This is a genomic window from Streptomyces sp. NPDC001100 (assembly GCF_053598575.1).
Genome location: NZ_JBSFKO010000003.1, coordinates 25,475 through 46,736, shown reverse-complemented (window position 1 = coordinate 46,736; position 21,262 = coordinate 25,475). Strand labels below are relative to the sequence as shown.

At 70.4% G+C, this 21,262-nt stretch carries 15 protein-coding genes; 7 read left to right on the top strand and 8 right to left on the bottom strand.

The window, feature by feature from the left end; genetic code table 11:
• Nucleotides 1-1,173 precede the first annotated feature (1,173 nt).
• From ACWDEW_RS04625 to ACWDEW_RS04615, 3 genes are read right to left on the bottom strand one after another with little or no spacing between them, the layout of a single operon-like run.
• Entirely contained in the window at nucleotides 1,174-1,749 is a 576-nt protein-coding gene (locus tag ACWDEW_RS04625; protein WP_450509565.1) for a hypothetical protein, read from the bottom strand.
• Nucleotides 1,746-3,248, bottom strand: coding sequence for an ATP-binding protein (locus tag ACWDEW_RS04620; protein WP_450509563.1), 1,503 nt, complete (start codon nucleotides 3,246-3,248; stop codon nucleotides 1,746-1,748). The genes ACWDEW_RS04625 and ACWDEW_RS04620 overlap by 4 nt, the downstream gene beginning before the upstream one ends.
• Complete coding sequence (locus ACWDEW_RS04615) at nucleotides 3,245-3,937, bottom strand: response regulator (RefSeq protein ID WP_450509561.1); 693 nt, start codon at nucleotides 3,935-3,937, stop codon at nucleotides 3,245-3,247. The genes ACWDEW_RS04620 and ACWDEW_RS04615 overlap by 4 nt, the downstream gene beginning before the upstream one ends.
• Nucleotides 3,938-4,105: 168 nt before the next feature.
• Here ACWDEW_RS04615 and ACWDEW_RS04610 point away from each other — a divergent pair, with 168 nt between their 5' ends.
• The 6 genes from ACWDEW_RS04610 to ACWDEW_RS04585 all read left to right on the top strand — a co-directional run bounded on the left by ACWDEW_RS04610 (nucleotide 4,106) and on the right by ACWDEW_RS04585 (nucleotide 10,955).
• Nucleotides 4,106-5,080 carry a hypothetical protein gene (locus tag ACWDEW_RS04610; protein ID WP_450509559.1) on the top strand — a complete coding sequence of 325 codons (975 nt, stop codon included), beginning with the start codon at nucleotides 4,106-4,108 and terminating at the stop codon, nucleotides 5,078-5,080.
• Nucleotides 5,077-6,552 carry a peptidoglycan-binding protein gene (locus ACWDEW_RS04605; protein WP_450509557.1) on the top strand — a complete coding sequence of 492 codons (1,476 nt, stop codon included), beginning with the start codon at nucleotides 5,077-5,079 and terminating at the stop codon, nucleotides 6,550-6,552. Before ACWDEW_RS04610 ends, ACWDEW_RS04605 begins: the two co-directional genes overlap by 4 nt.
• Before the next feature lie 32 nt (nucleotides 6,553-6,584).
• Nucleotides 6,585-7,307: an ABC transporter ATP-binding protein gene (locus ACWDEW_RS04600; protein WP_450510155.1), complete on the top strand. Its 723-nt coding sequence runs from the start codon at nucleotides 6,585-6,587 to the stop codon at nucleotides 7,305-7,307.
• Nucleotides 7,308-7,387: 80 nt separating this feature from the next.
• Nucleotides 7,388-8,590, top strand: a complete 1,203-nt coding sequence (locus ACWDEW_RS04595; RefSeq protein ID WP_450509555.1) for an ABC transporter permease — start codon at nucleotides 7,388-7,390, stop codon at nucleotides 8,588-8,590.
• A 99-nt stretch (nucleotides 8,591-8,689) separates the two neighbouring features.
• Entirely contained in the window at nucleotides 8,690-8,836 is a 147-nt protein-coding gene (locus ACWDEW_RS04590) for a hypothetical protein (RefSeq protein WP_450509553.1), read from the top strand.
• Nucleotides 8,837-8,942: 106 nt separating this feature from the next.
• Nucleotides 8,943-10,955 carry an ABC transporter ATP-binding protein gene (locus ACWDEW_RS04585; protein ID WP_450510153.1) on the top strand — a complete coding sequence of 671 codons (2,013 nt, stop codon included), beginning with the start codon at nucleotides 8,943-8,945 and terminating at the stop codon, nucleotides 10,953-10,955.
• A 360-nt stretch (nucleotides 10,956-11,315) separates the two neighbouring features.
• On the opposite strand, the gene ACWDEW_RS04580 is transcribed toward ACWDEW_RS04585, so the two are convergent.
• The 3 genes from ACWDEW_RS04580 to ACWDEW_RS04570 form a co-directional block, all read right to left on the bottom strand.
• Nucleotides 11,316-11,864 carry a cupin domain-containing protein gene (locus tag ACWDEW_RS04580; protein ID WP_450509551.1) on the bottom strand — a complete coding sequence of 183 codons (549 nt, stop codon included), beginning with the start codon at nucleotides 11,862-11,864 and terminating at the stop codon, nucleotides 11,316-11,318.
• Between the two features lie 26 nt (nucleotides 11,865-11,890).
• The gene (locus ACWDEW_RS04575; protein ID WP_450509549.1) at nucleotides 11,891-12,775 is read right to left on the bottom strand and encodes an NmrA/HSCARG family protein; all 885 of its coding nucleotides are present in this window, start codon (nucleotides 12,773-12,775) and stop codon (nucleotides 11,891-11,893) included.
• 237 nt (nucleotides 12,776-13,012) lie between these two features.
• Nucleotides 13,013-13,579: a hypothetical protein gene (locus ACWDEW_RS04570; RefSeq protein WP_450509547.1), complete on the bottom strand. Its 567-nt coding sequence runs from the start codon at nucleotides 13,577-13,579 to the stop codon at nucleotides 13,013-13,015.
• Between the two features lie 303 nt (nucleotides 13,580-13,882).
• Between ACWDEW_RS04570 and ACWDEW_RS04565 the strand changes: the two genes are divergently transcribed.
• Nucleotides 13,883-17,380, top strand: coding sequence for a BTAD domain-containing putative transcriptional regulator (locus ACWDEW_RS04565; protein ID WP_450509545.1), 3,498 nt, complete (start codon nucleotides 13,883-13,885; stop codon nucleotides 17,378-17,380).
• A gap of 58 nt (nucleotides 17,381-17,438) precedes the next feature.
• Here the strand turns inward: ACWDEW_RS04565 and ACWDEW_RS04560 are convergent, their stop codons facing one another.
• Nucleotides 17,439-19,820 (bottom strand): GMC oxidoreductase, encoded by a 2,382-nt coding sequence (locus ACWDEW_RS04560; RefSeq protein ID WP_450509543.1) that lies wholly within the window; start codon nucleotides 19,818-19,820, stop codon nucleotides 17,439-17,441.
• A gap of 1 nt (nucleotide 19,821) precedes the next feature.
• Nucleotides 19,822-20,934 carry an alpha/beta fold hydrolase gene (locus ACWDEW_RS04555; RefSeq protein WP_450509541.1) on the bottom strand — a complete coding sequence of 371 codons (1,113 nt, stop codon included), beginning with the start codon at nucleotides 20,932-20,934 and terminating at the stop codon, nucleotides 19,822-19,824.
• Nucleotides 20,935-21,262: the final 328 nt, after the last annotated feature.

Genomic DNA, 21,262 nt, shown 5'->3' with positions numbered 1-21,262 from the left:
TCGCGGGTAGAACGGGGGAGGGCAGGCATTTGCGTGAAACATGACAACCCTCCGGTTCTCGTGTTGTGCTGGTTCCTGTCCTGGACCACCGTGCGTGGCCGACCGTCGGCGAACCTTGGCTAAACGTTGAATTGGCTGGTCGAAGGCCCTACGGCAGGGTGAAGACTTGAGACTCGGGGAGTGCGATGACGTGACGGTTGAGTTCGATTACTCGGCAGCGTCGGGGCACGTGTGGACGGCCGGACCCTTGATCTGGGCATGACCGGCAGCGGACCCGCGTGAACTCGTGCATCCCCTGCGCCGAGAGGTTCCGGGCGGGGTGGAACTGTCAGAAATGGGGAGACCCGCACGTGCTGCCTGAAGGGGGGCGGGCAAGTGTCCTGGCGATTCAACCCAGCGCCCGGGTGACCCTCGCCGCCGCCGGACTTCTCGCCGCCACCGGAGTGGCGTCCCGATCCGGCGTGGCCGTCGGCCCCGGAGAACTGGCCGTTCTGGATCTGGGCAGATGACCTGTCGAGCTCGCAGCCCGGCGCCGAGCATGCTGCCGCTCCCTCACCGGAGATGCCTGCGGCGACCTCTGCCACGGTCTCAAGCCCGGAGGTCGAGAGCCTGCCGTCCGACAGGGCACGTGCCGCCTCCACACGGGCCGTCGGCCGCCAGGCCGCGCAGCCGGCCCTGGGTTCGGTTGAGGCGGTCGGCGAGCCGGCGGCCGACTGCGAGGCCCGGTGCGTCGCAGTCGATCCGGGCCGGCAGTCGTCGGACCGTCGTTTCCGCAGGCAAGGACCGTTGGGGGAACAGGGGGTCGAGTCGCACGCCGACGTGTTCCAGGACGTGTGGTGGAGCGTCGGTGATCCATTCGCCGACCGCGAGCAGTGACGTTGCCCCCGCCGGCACCGCTCACGCGGCCAGGGCAAGGACGCCCACCAGAGCGTGGCGCACTCCACGGGGATCACGCGGGTCGGGACAGGCGGGATCAGCGATGATCCTTCGGCAGGCACGGTCTTCCAGACAGAGCACGGGGCGTCGAGAACTCCATGATCTTGGAAGCCGTGCCTGTTCCGCTCTCCCTGGCGGACCGTCATGAACCGGATACCCGGCGACTACGCCGAAGCCCTGGGTCAGGGCCAGTGCCGCCGAAACAGCCCGGTTCCCAGGCGCAGGGCAGCGATACGTCTATCCGGAACGGGAGGCGGCGGCAGACCTCCGGGCCTGGGCGGGGCAGTTCGCGTCGCGCCCTTCGGCGCTCCAAGGGCTCTTGGCGCCTCTCACGGTGGCCTTGATGACCACCTCCACCGATACGACGTCCGGGTCCTCGGCGTGGCGGGCGCCGGCGGCCGTACAGACCACCTGGGCGAGGGCGTCCCCGACCAGCGGCTTGACAGTGGCCGGGAAATCCGACGGGTCGTCGAAGCGCAGCTCGATCGACACCTTTGCGCCATCGGCCCGGACCGTCGGATCCTTCTTCAGCTTCCGCAGCCGGCTGCCCATGCCCACACTCAGTTCGGATCTGGTCGGGCCCCGGAACAACAGTCGTACGGCCGCTTCGACGCTGGGCCGCTGGGGGATCCTGCGGGGGACCGCGACCAGGCCGAGCTTGCCCGTGAAGTAGAGCGTGATGGTCGACCGGACACCGGTGGCGGGTTCCCCCGAGCCCACCACACCGGTCGTGGGGATGCCGCAGGCGCCGAGCAGGAGTGCCCCCGCGAGAAGAAGCAGCGCGGGCCGGACGGCCCGGTGGACAGCGCTCACGGATGGCTCCCCTCGGCCGGTTCGGCAGGTACTGGTGGTGGCTCGTCCTGTCGCAGCGGGAGCTCTACGGTGAAGACGGCGCCGCCGTGCGCACCGTTCGCCGCCTGGATGGTGCCGCCGTGCAGGTGGACGTTCTCCGCGGTGATGGCGAGTCCGAGGCCGCTGCCCTCGGTCCTGGTGCGGGCCGTGTCCGATTTGTAGAAGCGGTCGAAGACGTGGGGCAGGACGCTTTCGGGGATGCCCGGTCCACTGTCCAGCACTTCGATGACCGCCCGCCGCCCGTCGTCCGGGTGTTCCCACTCGTAGAGGTCCAGCCGTACGGGGCGCCCACCGTGACGGAGGGCGTTCCCGACCAGGTTGGCGACGATCACGTCGAGGCGGCGCGGGTCGAGGCTGCCGCGGAGTGTCCCCGGCGGTGGAAGCCGTGCCTCGACCGTCTCCAGCCAGGCGCGGGAGGCGAGGGTGCGCCGGACGGAGTCCGCGAGGTCGATCTCGTCCAGGTGCAGACTGGCCGCGCCGGCGTCGAAGCGGGACATCTCCATCAGGTCCTCGACCAGGCGGGCCAGCTTGACGGTTTCCTCGCTGATGAGCCGTACGGCGGTGGCGGTGTCGGGGTCGAGTTGGGCCGCGTCCTCGTCGAGGATGTCGGTGACCGCGGACATGGCGGCCAGAGGGGTGCGCAGTTCGTGGGAGACGTCGGCGGCGAAGCGGCGGGCGCGGGTTTCCATGCGGCGCAGTTCGGCGACCGACTCCTCCAGCGCGGCGGCGGTGTCGTTGAAGGTGTGGGAGAGGTCGGCGAGTTCGTCGGAGCCGTTGACGGTGAGCCGGGTGTCGAGGTGGCCCTCGGCGATGCTGCGGGTGGCCCGGCGCAGTTCGCGTACCGGCCGCAGTACGCCACGGGCGGCCAGCAGTGCGAGCAGGACGGCCAGGATCAGCGCGGGAACGGTGGCTCGCTCGATGGCGGGGACCAGGGCCTGGACGTAGGCCTGTTCGGTGGTCTGCGGCACCGTCAGGAAGACGGCGAGCCCGGACGGGTCGGACGTGGGCCGCTCCGCGGTGCCGAAGGTGACCGGCAGGCCGACGACGAGTGCGGGGCTGCCGTGTCTGGTCACCCGCTGGAAGACGGTGTTACCGCCGGAGGCCACGGCCCTGCGCAGGTCGGGCGTCAGCTGTTCGAACGGGTCCTGCGGTGAGGAGGTGGCGCTCAGGCCGCCGTAAGTGGCCAGCACGCGCCAGTTCTTCGACGGTTCGGAGCGCGCCAACTGCTGTGCGAACAGGTTCAGTTGGCTCTGGTCCGGGGGAAAGTCGAGGTCGGGGGCGAGGGTGCCGACATGGTCGCGGAACTGCGCGATCACCCCGTCCTGGCTCTGCTGGAGCACCCCCGTGCGCGCCTCCCGGAACGTCAGGGCGCCGGTGGTCAGGGTGGCGATGCCGGCGACCAGCAGGAAGGCCATCAGCAGTCGGCCGCGCAGGCCGCGCAGCGGCGGGGGTGCCTTCACCGTGACCTGAACTGGTAGCCGAAGCCGCGCACGGTCTGTATGTAGCGGGGCTGTCCCGGAGGCTCGCCCATCTTGGTGCGCAGCCGTTTGACGCAGGCGTCCACCAGCCGTGAGTCGCCGTGGTAGCTGTGTTCCCAGACGGCTTCCAGGAGCTGCTGTCGGCTGAACACCTGACCGGGCGAGGCGGAGAGGGTGAGTAGGAGCCGTAGTTCGGAGGGGGCGAGGGCGACCGGTGCGCCTTGGTGGGTGACGGTCAACGCGGCCCGGTCGATGGTCAGTTCTCCATGGGTTTCTGTCTTCGGCGTGGTTCCGTCGGCGGGTGTGCCGCCGACCCGTCGCAGGACGGCACGGATGCGGGCTTCGAGCACGCGGGCCTGGACGGGCTTGACGACGTAGTCGTCGGCTCCCGCTTCGAGCCCGACCACGATGTCCATGTCGTCGCCCCGGGCGGTCGCCATGATGATCGGAACCTGGTCGTCGGCCCCGCGGATGCGGCGGCACACGTCGAGCCCGGACAGGCCGGGCAGCATCAGATCGAGGACGACGACGTCCGGCCGGAACGACCGCAGCTGTTCCAGCCCGTCCTCACCCGTCCCGGCGGCGGCCACGTCGTGTCCCTGGCGGCGCAGCGCGAGTTGGACACCTTCACGCACGGCGCGGTCGTCTTCGATGAGCAGGACACGTGGCATGTGCTCAGTATCCGTACAACACCAGGCCAGGCCGGTGCTGTTACCGGACGATCACATACTCGCGGGCGGGTGGGCGGACCCGGCGTCCTGCCGCCGCCCATCGGCTGTTGCCGTTTGATCACACTCCGGGCCAGTTCCCATCACACCGCGGGTCCAGCCTCATCCACCATGAACTCACACACGAGCAAGCCCAAGAGGGTCCGCGTTTCCGTGGCCACCGCCCTGGCGATCGGCCTGCTGCCGGTCCTGGCCGCCTGCGGCGGTTCGAGCGACAAGACCGGGGCGAGCTCCGACTCCACGGCCGGCGGTGCGAACGCGGCGAACGACAGTACGACGAACGCCGACGGGGCAGTGCAGCTCACCGTCCCGGACGGCGCGGACGCCGAGACCAAGAAGACGTACATCCAGCAGAACACCCTCGCGGCCTGCATGAAGAAGCAGGGCTTCACCTACACACCGCACGTGGTGACAGCGAGCGGCGACGACTCCTTCGCCGGGCTGGAAGCGGAGGACTACGCGGCGGCGAAGAAGTCCCGGGAGAAGTACGGGTTCGGCAACTACGCCGCCGCCGTCTACCCCGACGACCCCAATGCCCCCTTCGGCAACCCCGGAGGGAAGGCGGGAGAAAAGCGGACCGACGGCGTCGCCGACGACGACGAGAAGGGGTTCACCCCCGCCCAGCAGAAGGCGTACGAGGAGGCGCTGTCGGGCCCCCAGGCCAAGTCCAAGGCGGACGAGAAGATCGGCGGCTGCGAACTCAAGGCGTCGATAGCCGTGAACGGACACGCGCTGAGCGCCGCCGAGCAGAAAAAGGCGGAGAACGCCAAGGCGGAGGCGAACCGTGCGAACGGTCTCGAGCTCAACGGCGACGCCCAACTGGTGCAGCTCGCCCAGGGGTACGCCACCTGCCTGAAGGCACAGGGCATCCCGGTCAGCACCACCCAGCCGACCGGTATGTCCGACATGGTGCGGATGGAGCAGAACGTTCCGGAGAACCACTTCAGCATGTCCAAGGCGGAGGCGCTGCCGCTGCTCACCAAGGAGATCGCCCTCTCCCTGAAGGACCTGGAGTGCGGCAAGAAGTTCCGGGCCGCGTACTTCCCCAAGGAGAAGGCCCACCCGTACTACGGCGACAACGCATGAGCCGGTTCAGCAGCCGTAAGCACCTGGGCGCGCTGGTCGGCGCGGTGGTTCTGGTCGGCGCGGGCGGCTGGATCGCCGGCACGCAGGTGCGCTCGCCCGCCGACGCCGCCGCCGCGCACACCGCGCCGAAGGCCGGCCCGGTGACCGTGGTCGTCCAGCGGCAGTCCCTCACCGCGACCGTGGTGGCGTCGGGGTCCGTCGAGTTCGCCTCGCCGCGTCCGCTCGCGCTGGCCGGCGCGGTCGGCACCGGCGCGTCCGCGACCGCCGGCGGCGAAGGCGCGGAGCAGCGGATCACCAAGGCACCGGTCGCCGGTACCAAAGTCAAGGAGGGCGACGTACTGATGACGGTCAACGGCCGTCCGGTGCTCGCGCTGAGCGGAACCGTACCGATGTACCGGGCGCTGGGCCCAGGTGCCTCCGGCGACGATGTGAAGCAGCTCCAGAAAGCGTTGCACCGGCTCGGATTCCTTTCCGGATCGATCAGCGGCAACTACGGCCAGGGCACCGCGGCGGCGGTCACCAGCTGGTACACGAGCAAGGGATACGAGGCCCAGAAGCCCAGCGCGGACGACGAGCAGCAACTGGGCCAGCTGCAGCAGGCGGTGTCCGCCGCGCAGCAGACGCTGCTCACGACCAACAGCGCGAGCAGCAGCGGCGGCGACGAAACGGAGACAGGGACAGCGGCGGGGACGGATGCGGGCGCGAGCGGCAGTGCGAGCTCGCCGAACCCGCAGTCCAGCACCGACGCCCAGATCCACCAACTGCAGCTCGATTCCGCGAAGAAGGCGCTGACCATGGCGAACGCCGCGCTCAGCACCTTCCAGGCCTCCTACGGGACGAAAGTCCCTGCCGGTGAGGTCGTCTTCTTCCCGAAGCTGCCCGTACGGCTGAACAAGGTGACAGTGAAGACGGGGGACACCGCGACCGGTCCGATCGGCACCGTGACCAGCTCCGACCTGGAGGTGCAGGCGGTCGTCCCCAGTGCGGACGCCGAACTGCTGAGGAAGGGCATGGCCGTCGAAATGACGACGACGGACGGCAAGAAGGCGTCGGGCACGGTGTCGGCACTCGGCGCCGCCGCCACGCCCTCGACGACGACGGGCTCGGGCTCGGGCGAGGACAGCGAGGGATCTGCCGGGACGGCGTCAGAGGACACCGGGACCGATGCCACCACCAGCTCGGCCCCGGTTCAGCTGCGGATCTCCGTGCCCAACTCCGCCGAACTGGCCGGCGAGGCCGAGGCCGCGGTGAAGGTGACCATCAAGGTCGGCGCCTCGGACGGCAAGGTGCTGGTCGTGCCGCTCGCCGCGATTCGCACCTCGTCCGACGGAAAGGTCCGGGTGCAGGTCGAGCACGGCGGCAAGGTGAGCGACGTCCATGTCACCGTCGGACTCTCCGCGGCCGGTCTCGTCGAGGTGAAGCCGATCAGCGGCACGCTGGCGCAGGGTGACAAGGTGGTGGTGGGCGAGTGACCTCCGGCCCCGTCCCCGGCCCTGCCCCTGGCATCGCGCCCGTCGCCCTGCCCGACCTCTCGGACGACACCGCCGTCATCGAACTCACCGGTGTACAGCGGATCTTCGACTCCGAGCCCCCGGTGCACGCGCTGCGCGGTGTGAACCTGACCGTCCGGCGCGGCGAGCACCTCTCGATCGTCGGTCCTTCCGGCTCGGGGAAGTCGACGCTGCTCAACACGCTGGGCCTGCTCGACCGGCCCACCTCCGGTACGTACCGGCTCGACGGCGTCGAGACCACCGGGCTCGGCGACCTCGAACGGACCGCGCTGCGCGGCAGTCGTATCGGGTTCGTGTTCCAGTCCTTCCACCTCCTGCCGTACCGCACCGTCGACGAGAACGTCATGCTGGCCGAGGCGTACCGCAGACCACGCCCTGGGCTCGGTCGTGGTACCCGCCTGGCCCGCGCCCGGGAGGCGCTGGACCGGGTCGGGCTCGGGCACCGGTCCGGCTTCAGGCCCGACCGGCTCTCCGGCGGCGAACGCCAACGCGTCGCCATCGCACGGGCGTTGATCAGCGATCCCGCGCTGCTGCTCTGCGACGAGCCGACCGGCAACCTGGACAGCGAGAACACCCTCTCCGTGCTGGAACTCTTCGACGACCTGTGCGCCCAGGGCATGACCCTGGTGCTCATCACCCACGACGAGACGGTCAGCCGCCGCGCGGGCCAGCGTGTCCGCATCACCGACGGCCGCCTCACCCTGGAGACCGAGTGAAACTCGCGACGAGGGCGCTTGGGAGGGCGCGGACGAGGGCGAAGGCGACACCGGCCGGGACTCGCATCGAACGCCCCTGGATGGACCCCCGGGACCTGTGGACGGAAGCTCTCGCGGGCGTCATGGCCCGCCCCGTACGGTCCGCCCTGACCACACTCGGCACCGTGCTCGGCATCACCACGCTGGTCATCACCATCGGGGTGGCCTCCACGGCCGGCAACCAGATCGTCGGCCGGTTCGACGCGCTCACCGCGACCTCGGTGACTGTGACCGTGCCGTCTGTGGCGGCCGGCTCGGACGACGAGCCACTGGTGGACTGGTCGGGGACCGACGCCGTCCGGCGGCTGGCCGGCGTGGACTCGGCCGCCGCCCTCGCCGACTCCCCACTGACCAACAGCGTCCAGGTGCGGTCCAACGACGTGAAAGCGCCCGGCGACGTCTCCGGCCAGACCCTTGCCGTGGTGGCCGCCTCGGCAGGTCTGCCCGCCGGGGTACGCGGTGCGATGACCTCCGGGCGGTTCTACGACGCCGGCGACATCGCCCGGCACGCCCAGGTCGCGGTCCTCGGCGACCAGGCGGCACGGCTGCTCGGCATCAAGCGGGTGGAGGACTCACCGGCGATCTTCTTCCAGGGCCAGTCGTACACCGTCATCGGCATCCTCGGCGGCGTGAAGCGCGAGCAGCGCCTGTCCACCGCGGTGATCCTCCCGCCCACCACCGCCGCGGACCGGCTCGGCCTGAAGGACGTCACCCGGGTGCTCATCAACACCGCGCTCGGCGCGGCCCGGCAGGTGGCCCGCCAGGCGCCGATCGCCCTGGCCCCCGGGCAGCAGAACTCCCTCGCCGTGGTGGCACCGGCTGACATGTCAAGGGCCCGCGACGGCGTCCAGAACGACGTCAACGGCCTCTTCCTCGTCCTCGGCCTGGTCTCCCTCGTGGTCGGTGCGATCGGCATCGCCAACGTCACTTTGGTGACGGTGATGGAAAGGGTCGGCGAAATCGGGCTGCGGCGCGCGCTGGGCGCCTCGCGACGGCAGGTGGCAGGCCAGTTCCTTCTGGAGTCGACGACGATCGGCCTGCTCGGCGGCATCGTCGGCGCGGCCCTGGGCATCGCCGTCGTGGTGTGTGTCGCCGTCGTCAAGGAGTGGACCCCGGTCCTGGACATGAACCTCGCCCTCGGCGCCCCGCTCGCCGGAGCTCTCGTAGGCCTGCTCGCCGGTCTCTACCCGTCGCTGCGTGCCGCCCGGATGGAACCGGTGGACGCGCTCCGGGCACCTTCCTAGACCGGCACCCTCCCCAAGTTTGCCAAAGCCGAATGGCCGAGGCAAAAAAAGAAACACCGTGTTCAGTTCGAGAAAAAGAAAAGAATGAGGAGAATTTCCATGGCTATCAGCAAGATCATCACCCCCGCGGCGGCTGCCAGGCGCGCGGCGCAGGCGCGGCGGAACGCCGTCCTGGAGCGTAAGCAGCGGGCGGCCGCCCGGGCCCGCATGCTGCAGGCCGCTCGCCGTCGCCCCATCGGCGGCTGATGAATTGACACCGGAGGGCGGGCCTTCGGCATTGCGCCGGGGCCCGCCCTTGGTGGTTGCGCGGATTCCGCAGGCAGCGAAATGGAATGAGGGAAGAACGTTGACCATGCTCGGAGACCAGCCGACCATGCAGTTCCGCGTGGTCGAACCGGAGCCCGCCCGGTCGACCGGCCGGCGCGGCGGCTCCCCGCGCAACCGTGTGCACGGCCGTCACCGGCGCCCCGTCATGGACAGTGCCGATCACGGTGGGGCCGACCGTGACGGGACCGAGCAGGACGGGGTCGGCCACGGCAGCGCCTACGAGACCGTTCCGGATCAGGAACAGACCCGGGCAGAGCCGGCGGTCCACGCCGGCGTCCCGGTCCGTCAGGCGGTCAGCCGTTTCTGGCCGCTGACCAAGGGGGACCGCGCCTGGCTGGTGCTGATCTGCGTCTGTGTGGTGCTTGCAGCCCTCGCCGAGACAGCGTCGATCCTGCTGTTCAGCGAACTGACCGACAACGCGCTCCAGGCCGGTTCGCTCTCCGCGTTCTGGGCCCCAGCAGGCATGTGGTTCGCCGCGGCGCTGCTCGGCGCGTTCGTCGGTTACATCGGCAACTCGCTCGCGGTCTGGACCGCCGAACGCTTTGTGATGCGGCTGCGGGAGAAGGTCTTCGCCCACGTTCAGACCCTCCCGCCCGACTTCTTCAGCCGTCACCGCACCGGCGATCTGGTCGAGCGTCTCACCGGGGACGTCGAGTCGATCGAGCAGATGGTGGTCTCCGGTGCGGTCGGTACCGTCTCAGCCGTCTTCAGCACGGTGCTCTTCTCCGCCGCCGCGCTCTGTCTGCGCTGGGATCTCGCGCTGGCCACCTTCACGCTGGCCCCGCTGTTCTGGCTGGCCGCCAAGCGGTTCTCCGGTCGCATCAAGATCGTCGCCCGGCAGGAGCGGGTCGCCGACGGTGCGATCACCTCGGTGGTCGAGGAGTCACTCGGCCACATCGTCCTGACCCAGGCCTACAACCGAGGTCGGGCCGAGGAGAAGCGGCTGCGCCGCGAGGCCCGCGCCTGGATGCGCTCCTCGGTGACCGGCGCCCGCCTCAGCGAGCTCTACGAACAGCTCGTCGAGGTCGTCGAGACGCTCTGCGTGCTCATCGTGATCGGACTCGGCGCCTGGGAGATCTCCAAGGGCCGGATGACCATCGGTCAACTGCTGGCCTTCGCCGCTTTCCTGGGCTACCTGTACCCGCCGATCCGCTCCCTCGGCCAGCTCGGCCTGACCCTGACCGCCGCCACCGCCGGCGCCGAGCGGCTGCTGGAGATCCTCGACGCCCGGGCCACCGTCACCGACCCGGCACCCGGCAGCGCGGTCGAGCTGCGCCGGGTGCGCGGCGAGATCGAGTTCCACCAGGTCGGCTTCCGCTACCCCGGCGCTGCCAGGGACTCCCTCAGCGCGGTGTCGTTCACGGCCCGTCCCGGTGAGCTGGTCCTGGTCACCGGCGCGAGCGGGGCCGGCAAGTCCACCGTCTCCAAGCTGCTGCTGCGCTTCTACGACCCGGCTGCCGGGCTGGTCCGGCTGGACGGGGTCCCCCTGGACCGGCTGCCGGTGGAGTTCCTGCGGGAAAACGTCGCCCTGCTGCCTCAGGAGACGCTCATCCTGCACGACTCCATCCACGAGAACATCGCCTGCGGCCGGCCGGGCGCCTCCGACACCGACGTCGTCCAGGCCGCCCGCGACGCCGACGCGCATGAGTTCATCGCCGCCCTCCCCGACGGCTACGGCACGCCGATCGACCCGCACACCGCGGAACTCTCCGGCGGCCAGCTCCAACGCATCGCCATCGCCCGCGCGATGCTCCGCGACGCGCCGGTACTCGTCCTCGACGAGCCCACCACCGGCCTGGACGCGCCGACCGCGCGCCGGGTCGTCGAACCGCTGCGCCGCCTGATGCGGGGGCGTACCACTATCATGATCACTCACGATCTGAACCTCGCCCGGGACGCCGACCGTATCCTCGTACTGGACCGCGGTCGCCTCGTCGAAGCCGGCACCCACCACGAGCTGATGGCCCGCGGCGGCTCATACACCTACCTCCACCGCTCGCAGGACAACGGCACCGGGCAGCTCACCGAGTCGCGGTAGCCCTTTCCGTCCGTGGGCGTTCGGTGGCCGATCGCGGTCGGTTTCCAGTGCTGCGGGCCGCCGTTGGCTCGGCATCCGCTCCCGCAGCGAACTCGCCGCCCGCTTCCGGGAGACCCGGCCCCAGGACGACTGACGGCAGCGCCCTCGGGCGGTGGGTCCCGTGCCAGGGCTTCGGCGTGGTCGCCGGGTATCCGGTTCATGACGGTCCGCCAGGGAGGGCGGAACAGACACGGCTTCCAAGATCATGGAGTTCGCCGTCACCGGGGCGATCCTGATCGTTGCCCGCGCCCGGTTCCGCCCGCCGACCTCGCACGTGGGGCCTCCGCCGGCCATGGGAGAAACCCGCGGCTCCCCAACGGTTCACCCGCGCTGACGTCCGGTGCGCTGTGCAGCCTCCGCCTCAGCCTGCGCCGGGGAGGTGAGCGGAGTGAGTTGGTGGATGTCGTGGCGGAGCCGTAGGGCCGCGATCTCGGCCTGGTCCGGCGGCCCCGAGGCGCTCAGAAGGTCGGTGAGTTCCTGGAGGTAGGTCTCGTGCCCGGCCGGGGACACGAGGAAGAGCATCCGGGCTGGTTCGGCGCCGGGGTTCGAGAACGCGTGAGGGCATCCGGCGGGTACGAACATGAAGCTCCCGGGGCCGCCCCGCATCACCTTCGCGCCGGTCTCCGACTCCCAGGAGCGCCAGTCGCCGGTGGCCTGGGGGGTGGGATGGAAGGCGAGGAGGTCGAGTTCGCCCGCGAGGACGTAGAACACCTCCTCGGCCTGGTGGTGCAGGTGCGCTCCGACATCGAATCCCGGCGCGACCTCGGCCTCGAACGTCGACCAGGTCGTCGACTGTTCCGCACCCGCCTTCATGGTCATGGTCTGGATCCGGCGGCCGCCACCGGGCGGCAGCAGCAGTCCATCGGTCATGGCTACTCGTTTCAGGGTTCAGGGGTTCAGGGCTTCCATCCGGTGCTGCGCAGCCAGGTCCCGAGGTTCATCAGGCCGGGATGGTGCTCCCGCAGAGCCGCGATGTCGGGCAGGCCGGCAGGTCGCTCGTTGAAGAACGCGAACATCTTGGCGAGCTGTTCGTCGAAGGCTCGTATCTGCTCGACGGGCACCTGACGCAGCCGTGCCGGCAGGCCGCAGTGGCGGCCGAATGTCTCGGCGATCTCCGGAGGCGTCAGGACATCCCCGGCGATCTCGACGGTCCGGCCGATGAAGTGCTCGGACCGGTCGAACGCGATCGCGGCGAACGCGCCGATGTCGCGTACCGCGATCAGTGGCATCGGAATCTCCGGTCGTACGGCGAGGCCGAGCACCAGTTCCCCGTTGTCCAGGACCGGGCGGTTGTAGGTGGCGAAGTTGTCCATGAAGGAAACGGGACGCAGGATCGTCGCCGGGAGTCCGAGCGAGCGGAGGTGCTCCTCGATCCGCTGCTTGCTGTCGTAGTACGGGATTCCGGAGTGAGCGTCCACGCCATTGAGCGAGCTGTAGACCAGGTGCTCGATACCCAACTCCCGGGCAAGATCCGCCACTGCCTTTCCCCGCCGTTCTTCGGCCACCACGCCCTCGGGGCTGATCCGGGGGCCGACCATCATGGTCAGCACGAGGAACACGCCATGTACCCCCTTCATCGCCTTCCGGAGCGACGTCGGATCGTCCAGGTCGCCGACGACAAGGCCGGCTCCTGCCGTACGCAGTGCTCTGGCGCGGGGTGAACCAGGGTCGCGGACCAGGGCCCTGACCGGCCGGCCGCGGTCGAGCAGTTGCTGTGCGGTCGCACCCCCCTGTTGGCCGGTGGCACCGATGACCAGCACGGGTCCCCTGTGATCTGCCATACGAAGCTCCTTGCGGAAACAGCCGGGCCGTCCATTTCGCGCGGGTCGGGTCGGCATGGGGCGGTGTCCAGGAGGACCGGCCGACAGCCCGCGGTGCCGAACCCGTCGCCTTCCTCGTGTGCCCGTCCTCCCTCGGGAGGACGGGCAGGGTGCGATGTCAGCTGTAGGTCCGGTGGTCGTTGGCGGCGAGCCGCGCCCCCCTTGGCGCGGTCACGTGCCGCGTACGCGCGCCCTGCGTCAGTAGAGGTAGACCGAGCTCAGCAGGTCATTCCAACTGCCGCCTCCCATGTACCCGTCGGACTGCCACGCTCCGACGAAGACATTGGAGGGGTTGCTTCCCCTGCCGTCGTTGTCCTTGGCGAAGGAGGTGGCGCAGTTGCCGGTCTTGTAGGAAGAGGTCTGGTCGTTGAAGCCGTAGTCGCCCAGGTTCTGCCAGTAACCGCTGTCGTAGAACGACAGGATCCGGCCCGCAGGGAAGGGGGAGGTGTTGAAGTTGGCGTTCTCGTACAGGCGCAGCGGGGTGGAGCAGTAGCCCTGGGCAGTGCCGGGGCTTGCGGTCCTGGCCTGTTGAGCGGCCTTCGCGTCGCTCTCCTTGGCGGTGCGGAAGCAGTCGATGACGCCGCGCCGGACATTGCAGGCCCGGGCAGCGCCCCAGTCCTTGGACAGGTCGATCGTCTTGCCCTCGAAGCGTGCGACGGTCGACGTCCCGCCCGCCTGGGCGGTCGGTGCCATGACGGTGGCGCTTCCGACTGCCAGCGCGAGTCCGCCGAGCGTGATGCCGGCCTTGGCAAGGATTCTCTGCATTCTGCTTGCTCCCCTGATCGGGCCGGTTCGAGGCATGACCGGAGGCAATTCCTGCCCGCTCGTCGTGGCGGAGCCGGGCCTCCGGGTTGTCCGTCGCGCTCTTTCCTGTCCTGGACCACGGTGCGCGGCTGACCGTCGGCGAACCTTGGGTAAACGTTGAATCCACTGTTCGAAGGTGCTATGCCAAGGTGGGAACTTGACACTCGGGGGCGTGCTGTGAAGGTTGAGTTCGATTTACTCGGCGGCGTCGAGGCGCGAGTGGACGGCCGAATCGTTGATCTGGGTCATGCCCGGCAGCGATGTGTGCTGGCAGTGCTGCTGGTGGACGCCAACCGCGTGGTCAGGGTGGACCAGCTTGTCGAGCGCGTCTGGGCCGACCGTCACCCGCAGCGGGCCAGGAACACGCTCTACGGCTACCTTTCCCGTCTGCGGCAGGCTTTGGCCATCGCCGAGGGGGCGGACATCGTCCGGCGATCCGGTGGTTACGTCCTCGACGTCGAGGCGACCGCAGTGGATCTGCACCGTTTCCGTGACGTCGCCGCCCAGGCCCGGGCGGCCGTGCGGGGCAAGCAGGACGAGCAGGCTGCGACTCTGTTCGGGCAGGCGCTCGGCCTCTGGCGGGGAGATGCCTTCGCGGGTCTGGACACCCCTTGGATCAACGCCCTCCGCGACGCGGTCGACCAAGAACGGATCGCGGCCGAACTGGACCACACCGACGTTCGGCTCCGCTGCGGTCAGCACACCGGACTGCTGGCCGAACTGGCCGGCCGAGTCGAGACACACCCACTGGACGAACGACTGGCCGGCCAGTTCATCCTCGCCCTGTACCGCTGTGGCCGCCCGGCCGATGCCCTCAACCACTACGAACGAACCCGGCTCCTGCTGGCCGAAGAACTCGGCTGTGACCCCGGCCTCCCGCTGCGACAACTGCACCAGCGGATCCTCACCGCCGATCCCGCACTGAACGTCCCGGCCACCGTCCCGGCCGCCGGGCGTGCTCCGGGATCCGCACCCGCTCTCGTGCCGCGCCCGTTACCCATGCCCCCGCCGGTGCGCACCCCACGGGACGGCGCCGACTTGACCGGCCCGCCGACACCGCAGCGGCCCCGGACGGGGAGTCACCTGGTCGGGCGGGCAGCGGAGCTGAGGGTCCTCGACGGTGCGATCGAGGACGCCTTGGCCGGTGCGCCAGGGGTGGTCGAGGTGGTCGGGGAACCGGGTATCGGGAAAACACGGCTGCTCGGCGAGCTGGGCGAGCGCGCGAGACAGCAGGGCTTCGTGTCCTTGGCCGGCCGCAGCGTGGAGTTCGACCGGGCTCCGTACGGTGCGTTCGTGGACGCCCTGGACGACCACCTCGGCACGGTGGACTTCCTCCGGCTCCGCCACGACGGGTCACCGCCCGGCGCGTTCGCCCTGCTGAGTACGGTCTTCCCCGCGCTCAGCGAGCGTTTCCCGACCGGGCCGGATCCGGTGACGGCCGAACGGTACTGGTTGCACCGGGCGGTGCGCACGTTGCTGGAGACGCTGAGTGCCGACGGCGGGCTCGTGCTCAGCCTGGACGACCTGCAGTGGACGGATGACGGTACTGCCGAGCTGATCGACCATCTGGTACGGCATCCGCCGAGGACACCGCTGCTGCTCGCCCTCGCCTACCGTCCCCGGCAGGTCGCGCCGAGACTGGCCGCGGCGCTGGCCCGGGCGGGAACGGAGGGAAGAGTGGCCAGGGTCGAGTTGGGCCCGCTGTCTCCGGCCGAGGGAGCGGAACTGTGCGGGGCCAGGACGGATCACTGGCGTTTCCAACGGCTGTACGAGGCCAGCGGCGGCAACCCGTTCTACCTGGAGGCGCTGGCCCGAAGCGCCGGGAACGAAAGCCCGCCGGCGGCGCCGGCCGTGCCGGCACCTGCCGCCGGCGATCTGCCGCAGTCGGTGCGGGCCGCGTTGCTGGGGGAGCTGGGAGGCCTGTCGGCCACTGCGAGGGTCTGTACACAGGCGGCCGCGGTGCTCGGCGACTCTTTTGAAGCCGGCATGGTGGCAGTCGTGGCCCAGACCGGTGAGGCACAGGCCCTTGCCGCCCTGGACGAGGTCGCGGAGCGGGACCTCGTACGCCAGGTCGGCTCCACGCGCCAGTTCCGGTTCCGCCATCCGCTGGTGCGGGCAGCGGTGTACCAGGGGGCGGGCGCCGGCTGGCGGATCGAGGCGCACACCCGGGCCGCGGACGGCCTGGCTCTGCACGGCGCACCGCTGACCGCCCAGGCGTCGCACGTTCAGCGTTCGGCGCGCGTAGGAGACGAACACGCCGTCGACGTACTTGTACGAGCCGCCCGTCAGGTGATGACGATCGCACCGGCCACCGCCGCGCACTGGACACAGGAAGCCCTGCGGTTGCTCGGCGAGCAGAGTCGACTGCGGCCCGAACTGTGGCTCCAGCAGGCCGATGCGCTGGGCATGGCCGGACGACTGCTGGAAAGCCGCGGCGTCCTGCGCACGGCCGCCACCCTCCTGCCCGCGCGGGACCGGGGCCGACGGGCCCGGGTGACCGCCCTACGAGCCACCATGGAGTGGGCGCTCGGCCGGTACGAAGAGGCCACGGCTCTGCTGCTGCGGGAGTTGGCGGACCACGAGGGCCAACTGCAGCCTGAGACCGCCACTTTGGAGTTGGGCGTCGCGGTGGTGGCGCTTCGTAAGAACGACTTCTCCACGGCGATCGACTGGGGCGAACGCGCGTTGCGTTCGGCGGAACGTATCGGCGACCCGCCGCAGACCACCGCGGTCCGCGCTCTCCTGGCCCTGGCGCACACCTTCGCGGGCGACGCCCGGGCAGCCGACCACCTCGACCCCGTGGTGGAAGTGCTCGACGACACCGACGACCAGGAGCTGGCCGGGCAATTGGACACGCTCGTCATGACGGGCTGGACGGAGATGCTCCACGGACGCTACGACTCCGCACTGCGCCATCTCCGCCGAGGCCTGGATGTGTCCCGCCGCACCGGCCAGAGCCTCGTGCTCGCCGATCTCTTCGCCGCCTCCGCCTACGCCTACCTGTGGCTCGGACGCCTGGACGAGGCGGCGGCCCACGCCGACGACGCCCTGGAGGCGGCGTCACTCGTCGGCAGCGGTGAGCCGCGCTCGTTGGCCGAGGTGGTGAGCGCGGCAGTCCTGATGTGGCGGGGAGACTTCGTCGGAGCACTGAAGATCTGTGAGGAGTCACTCTCTTCGGCCGGCTCCGCACCAGGGGCGCACCGGTCGGCGATGGTCGGCATGCTCGGCCAGACGCTGCTGCTCAACGGCGATCCGGAGGGCTGCGTCAGCAAGGTGCTCGAAGCGGGCGGCGGCCCGCACCTGCTCGGATTCGAAGCCCCGGTCCGCCCGATGTGGTTCCGGCTGCTGGCTGTCGCGGAACTGGCCCTGGGTGACGTGACAGCTGCCGAGATGTGGGCCGACCGAGCAGCCGCTGCCGCAGAGCTCGATCTGTCGCCCGGCTGGCGCGGGTTCGCGTTGCAGGCCCGCGCCGAGGTAGAACTCGCCCGGCAGAACCCGGCGGCGGGTCCCACCGCGTGCCGGGCCGCCGCCGAGTTCCGCGCGGCCCGGATGCCCCTCAACGAGGCCATGGCCCGGCTGACCGCCGGTACCGCACTGTCCGCCTCAGGCCGTCAGGCCGAAGCACTCGCCGAGCTGGAACAGGTGAAAGCCTTGGCGGATACCTGCGGGACTCTCGTCCTGTCCGAGATGGCTGATCACGAACGCCACCGAATCGCCGTCGGGACCCCGCCTCCGACAGCTGGTACGACACCTGGCACATGAAGTTCCCGAACAGCGCGAGCTCCGGTGGAGTACGTTCTCGCGGAGTTTCCTGAGCTTCTCAGGGGCGCCGCAGGGCGTAGGTGTTCCAGAGTTCGCCGGCGAAGAAGCGGCCGAAGCGGGTGAGCGCCGCGGTGCCGTGCGGGCCCGTTGTGCGGAACGTGGTGAGCAGGCGGGCGAGATCGGTGGCGCCGAGACTCGCCGTGCCCGTGCCCAGGAGCGCGGCGTCGGTCCCGCCAGGTTCGTGGATGTGTCCGTCCAGGATGCGGAAGGTCAGCCTGGTCGTGTCGGTCCACAGGCGGGCCGGGGTGCCGGGCGCCAGGTCCTTGCGGCCGGTGAAGGTGCGGGGCCGGCCGTCGGCGTCGGTGAAGTGGAGCCGGTAGCGCATCGTCCGGCAGCCGTCCTCGAACAGGCGGACGCTGCCCTGCAGGACGGGCCGGCGCCCTCCGAAGGAGGGGCTGTCGATCCAGCCGTCCGCGCGCGCCTCGTGGTCCGGTTCCTCCAGGAAGGCGTCCACGTCGTCGGCCGTGACGGTGAGCCGGAACGCGAACGGTTCGGTCCGGGACCCGTCCGCACCGGGTGCGTAGCGTCCGCGCAGTTCCTCCGTGAACTGGAGGGAGGTGTGGTGGGGGTACGTGCGGTGCGCGACCGCCCGTGGAGTGGCGGGCCGGTTCTCCAGCAGGCGGGTGCACATACGGTCGGCCAGGGCCGCGATGGTGAGGGCCGGGTTGGGGCCCACCGGACCGGGCATCGCCGCCCCGTCCGCGACGTACAGGCCCGGGTGGCCGAAGACCTCGCCGTACGGATCGCAGACCCCGGTGCCGGGATGCCGGCCGATGGGGGCGCCGCCGAGCGGGTGCACCGTGAGGACGCGGCCCCGGTGCCAGAGCGGATGGTCGGCGTAGCCGCCGCCGAGCGCGCCGGCGATCTGCCGCATGAGGGTGCGCGTCCGCTCGAACTGGGCCGCGCTGCCGCCCCGTACCGTCCAGGTGCTGTCCAACCGGCCGCCCCGCATGCGCAGTTCGCCGTCCGGCACATCTCGGCCCATCGCGAGCAGCGGCAGGGACGTACCGGTGAACGCGCCGTCGCCGAGGAGTTCGGCGAACGCGCCCGAGAGGCTGGGGTCCGGGGCGCGGGAGATCCGGTCGAGCAGCCTCCCGGCCAGGAAGCGGGCCGCCCGGGAGACTCCCTGCGGTGCGTGAGCGCCTTCGACGAGCCACTCCACGAAACCCGGGTATCCCGCGTCCTGGATGTATCCGCCGCGCCCCGTGCCCGGTACGCCGTCCAGTTCGTCGGGCAGCCGGATGGAGCTGGTGATGACCGGACCGCGGCTGGGACGCATCGGCCGGGGCTCGTCGCCCCGCCTGGCCCGGAGCACGAACGCGAGGTGGTCGCCGTTCGTCGAGAACCGGCTGCCGATCGCCGGGCTCAGACCGGGCAGGTTCCGGCGGGAACGCAGGAGCAGCGAGACCGTGTTGTAGGTGCCGGCGGCGAGGACCAGACGGTCGCAGCTGATGGTGTGGAACGTTCGGGAGGTACGGGGTGATCCGGGGGAGTGGGGTGATCCGGACGCGACTCCTCCGTCCCCGCGGCGGCCGTCCGGATCACCCCTTTCCCCTCCCCCTTCGCCATCTGGTCCGTGACTTCCGTGTCGGACGTAGTCCACCGCGTATCCGCCTCGCGCGAGGGCCCGCACCGCGCGCACCTCGTGTCCGGTGCGCAGGTCGGCACCGTGGCGCCGTGCCGCCGACAGGTAGGTGTGGTCGAGGCTGTTCTTGGCCCCGTCGTTGCAGCCGAGGTTGCACTCACCGCACAGCCGGCAGGTACGGCGGCCGACACCGTGCAGGTTGCCCTGGCCGGTGTCGGCCATCGGCAGTCCGGGCTCGGGGTCGGCGCCCGGTTTCGGGGCGAAGCTGATCGCGAGCGGCGGCTGTTCCGCCGTCAGGCCCAGCCGTTCGGCCGCTTCACGCATCGCGTGGGCCCGGGGTGTGTCGGTGTAGCCGGGGCGGTCGAGCGGGTACGGGACCGGGCGGAGCATCCGCTCGACCTCGTCGTAGTGCGGGTCGAGTTCGGCGCGGCCGACGGGCCAGGCCTCGTAGCCGCCGCCGGGCAGCGGCTGTTCGTCGACGAACCAGCGTTCGTCCTTGCGCAGCAGCACGCTCGCGTAGATGAGCGATCCGCCGCCCAGTCCGCTGGCGACGACGGAGTCGAAGGCACGGAAGCTCCACACGTCGAACAGGCCGTGCAGGCCTGCCCGCGGGTCCCAGAACGCACGGCCGAGTTCGGCCGGGGAACGGGCGAAGCCGCCGGGCGGGTAGGCGCGTCCGCGTTCCAGCAGGACCACCTGCTGTCCGGCCGCGGCCAGCCGGTACGCGGCCACGGAGCCGCCGAATCCCGAGCCGACGACGACGGTTTTGACGTGTTCGGCGTGCGACTCCGTCATCTCATACAGCCCTTCGGCGGAGGAAGTCGAGGAGGTGCGGGAACACGTCCCGGTGCGCGTCCCGGCCGATGATCGCGTCCACGTAGCCGTAGCCGGGGGCGACGAACAGTTCGTAGCGGTCGGGGTCGGCGGTCTCCCGCGACATCACCTCGTGCTCCTGGACGACGGAGTCCCCGAAGACGCGGTTGTGCTCGCCGGTCAGGAACAGCACCGGTGGGCCGCCCTTGACCGCCGCCGCGAGGTAGTCGTCCGGGAGGCGCGCGTGGCGCGGCTCGGCGTCGTCGTACTTCACGGCACGACCCGCTCGTACGATCCTGTCGATGTGCCGGTGGTAGCCCAGCCCGACAGGGCCGAGCAGGTCCGCGACGCGGTCGTGGGTGACGGGGTCGAGTTTGTCGTGGCTGTAGAGCGCGGGCCAACCGGTGCCCCACATGAAACTCACCATGTGGCAGGCCGGGTTGTCGCACTCCGGGTGCGCCAGTGACACCAGACGGGCGAACAGCCCGCTCCGGCTGTACCAGGCCGCGTCGCCGCTCCGCGGGTCGAGCCGGGACAGCCCGAGCGCGCCCTCGACGAGCGCGGGGCCGTACGCCAGCTTCCAGCGCGACCAGGCCGGTACGCGCATCAGCAGGCCGACCGCGTTGGTGACGACGCTGGTGATGTTCCGTACGGCGCCGGCGTACAGGCTCATGAGGAAGGTCATCGATCCGAGACAGTGCGCCACGACGTGCACCCGCCGTTCGCCGACATGCCGGCGCAGTTCGGCGAGCGCGGCCGGGTAGTCGTACAGGGCGATGTCGTCGAGGGTGTGTGCGTGCGGTTCCGTGTTGTACGGGAAGCGGTTGCTCATCCGCATGTCGAGCGTCCACACGTCCGCGAAACCGTTGTCGAGGAGGCAGGTCGCCAGATTCCGGTGCTCGGGCATGATGAACAGGTCGCTGGACGCGGTCAGTCCATGTATGAGGAGTACGACGTCGTCGCACTCCGCCCGGCGGAAACGGGTCAGTTGGAGGCCGAGTCCGTCGTCCGTGGTGACGGGGTGGACGGTGACCTGGGCGTCGGGAACGCCGGTCGTGGTGTGACGGGGGATGGCGGCGCGCGTCTGGATCGGCATGATCGTCCCCCTCGGTCGGTCGGCCGCCCCACGACGGCGTCGGCGGCCAGGCACGGCCATCGTGGCGCTGCCGGCTTCGGTCTACCTGCGGAAAACCTGAAATCGGCAGGTCACGGCGCCGATGCCAGGTCAGGTTCGGTTACTGTCGCTCTGCAAGGCACCTCACCGCGGCGCTGCGAGAGGTCGGAGTCCCCGCGCGTTGGAACGGGAACTCGCTGCGCGTGGATTCGATACCCCGTCCTGCGCCGGCGTGTTCGCTCTCGGGTCTTCTGATTCCATAAAACCTGGACGCGTTCGGGATACAGGGACAGTACGTCCGCGCGCGCCG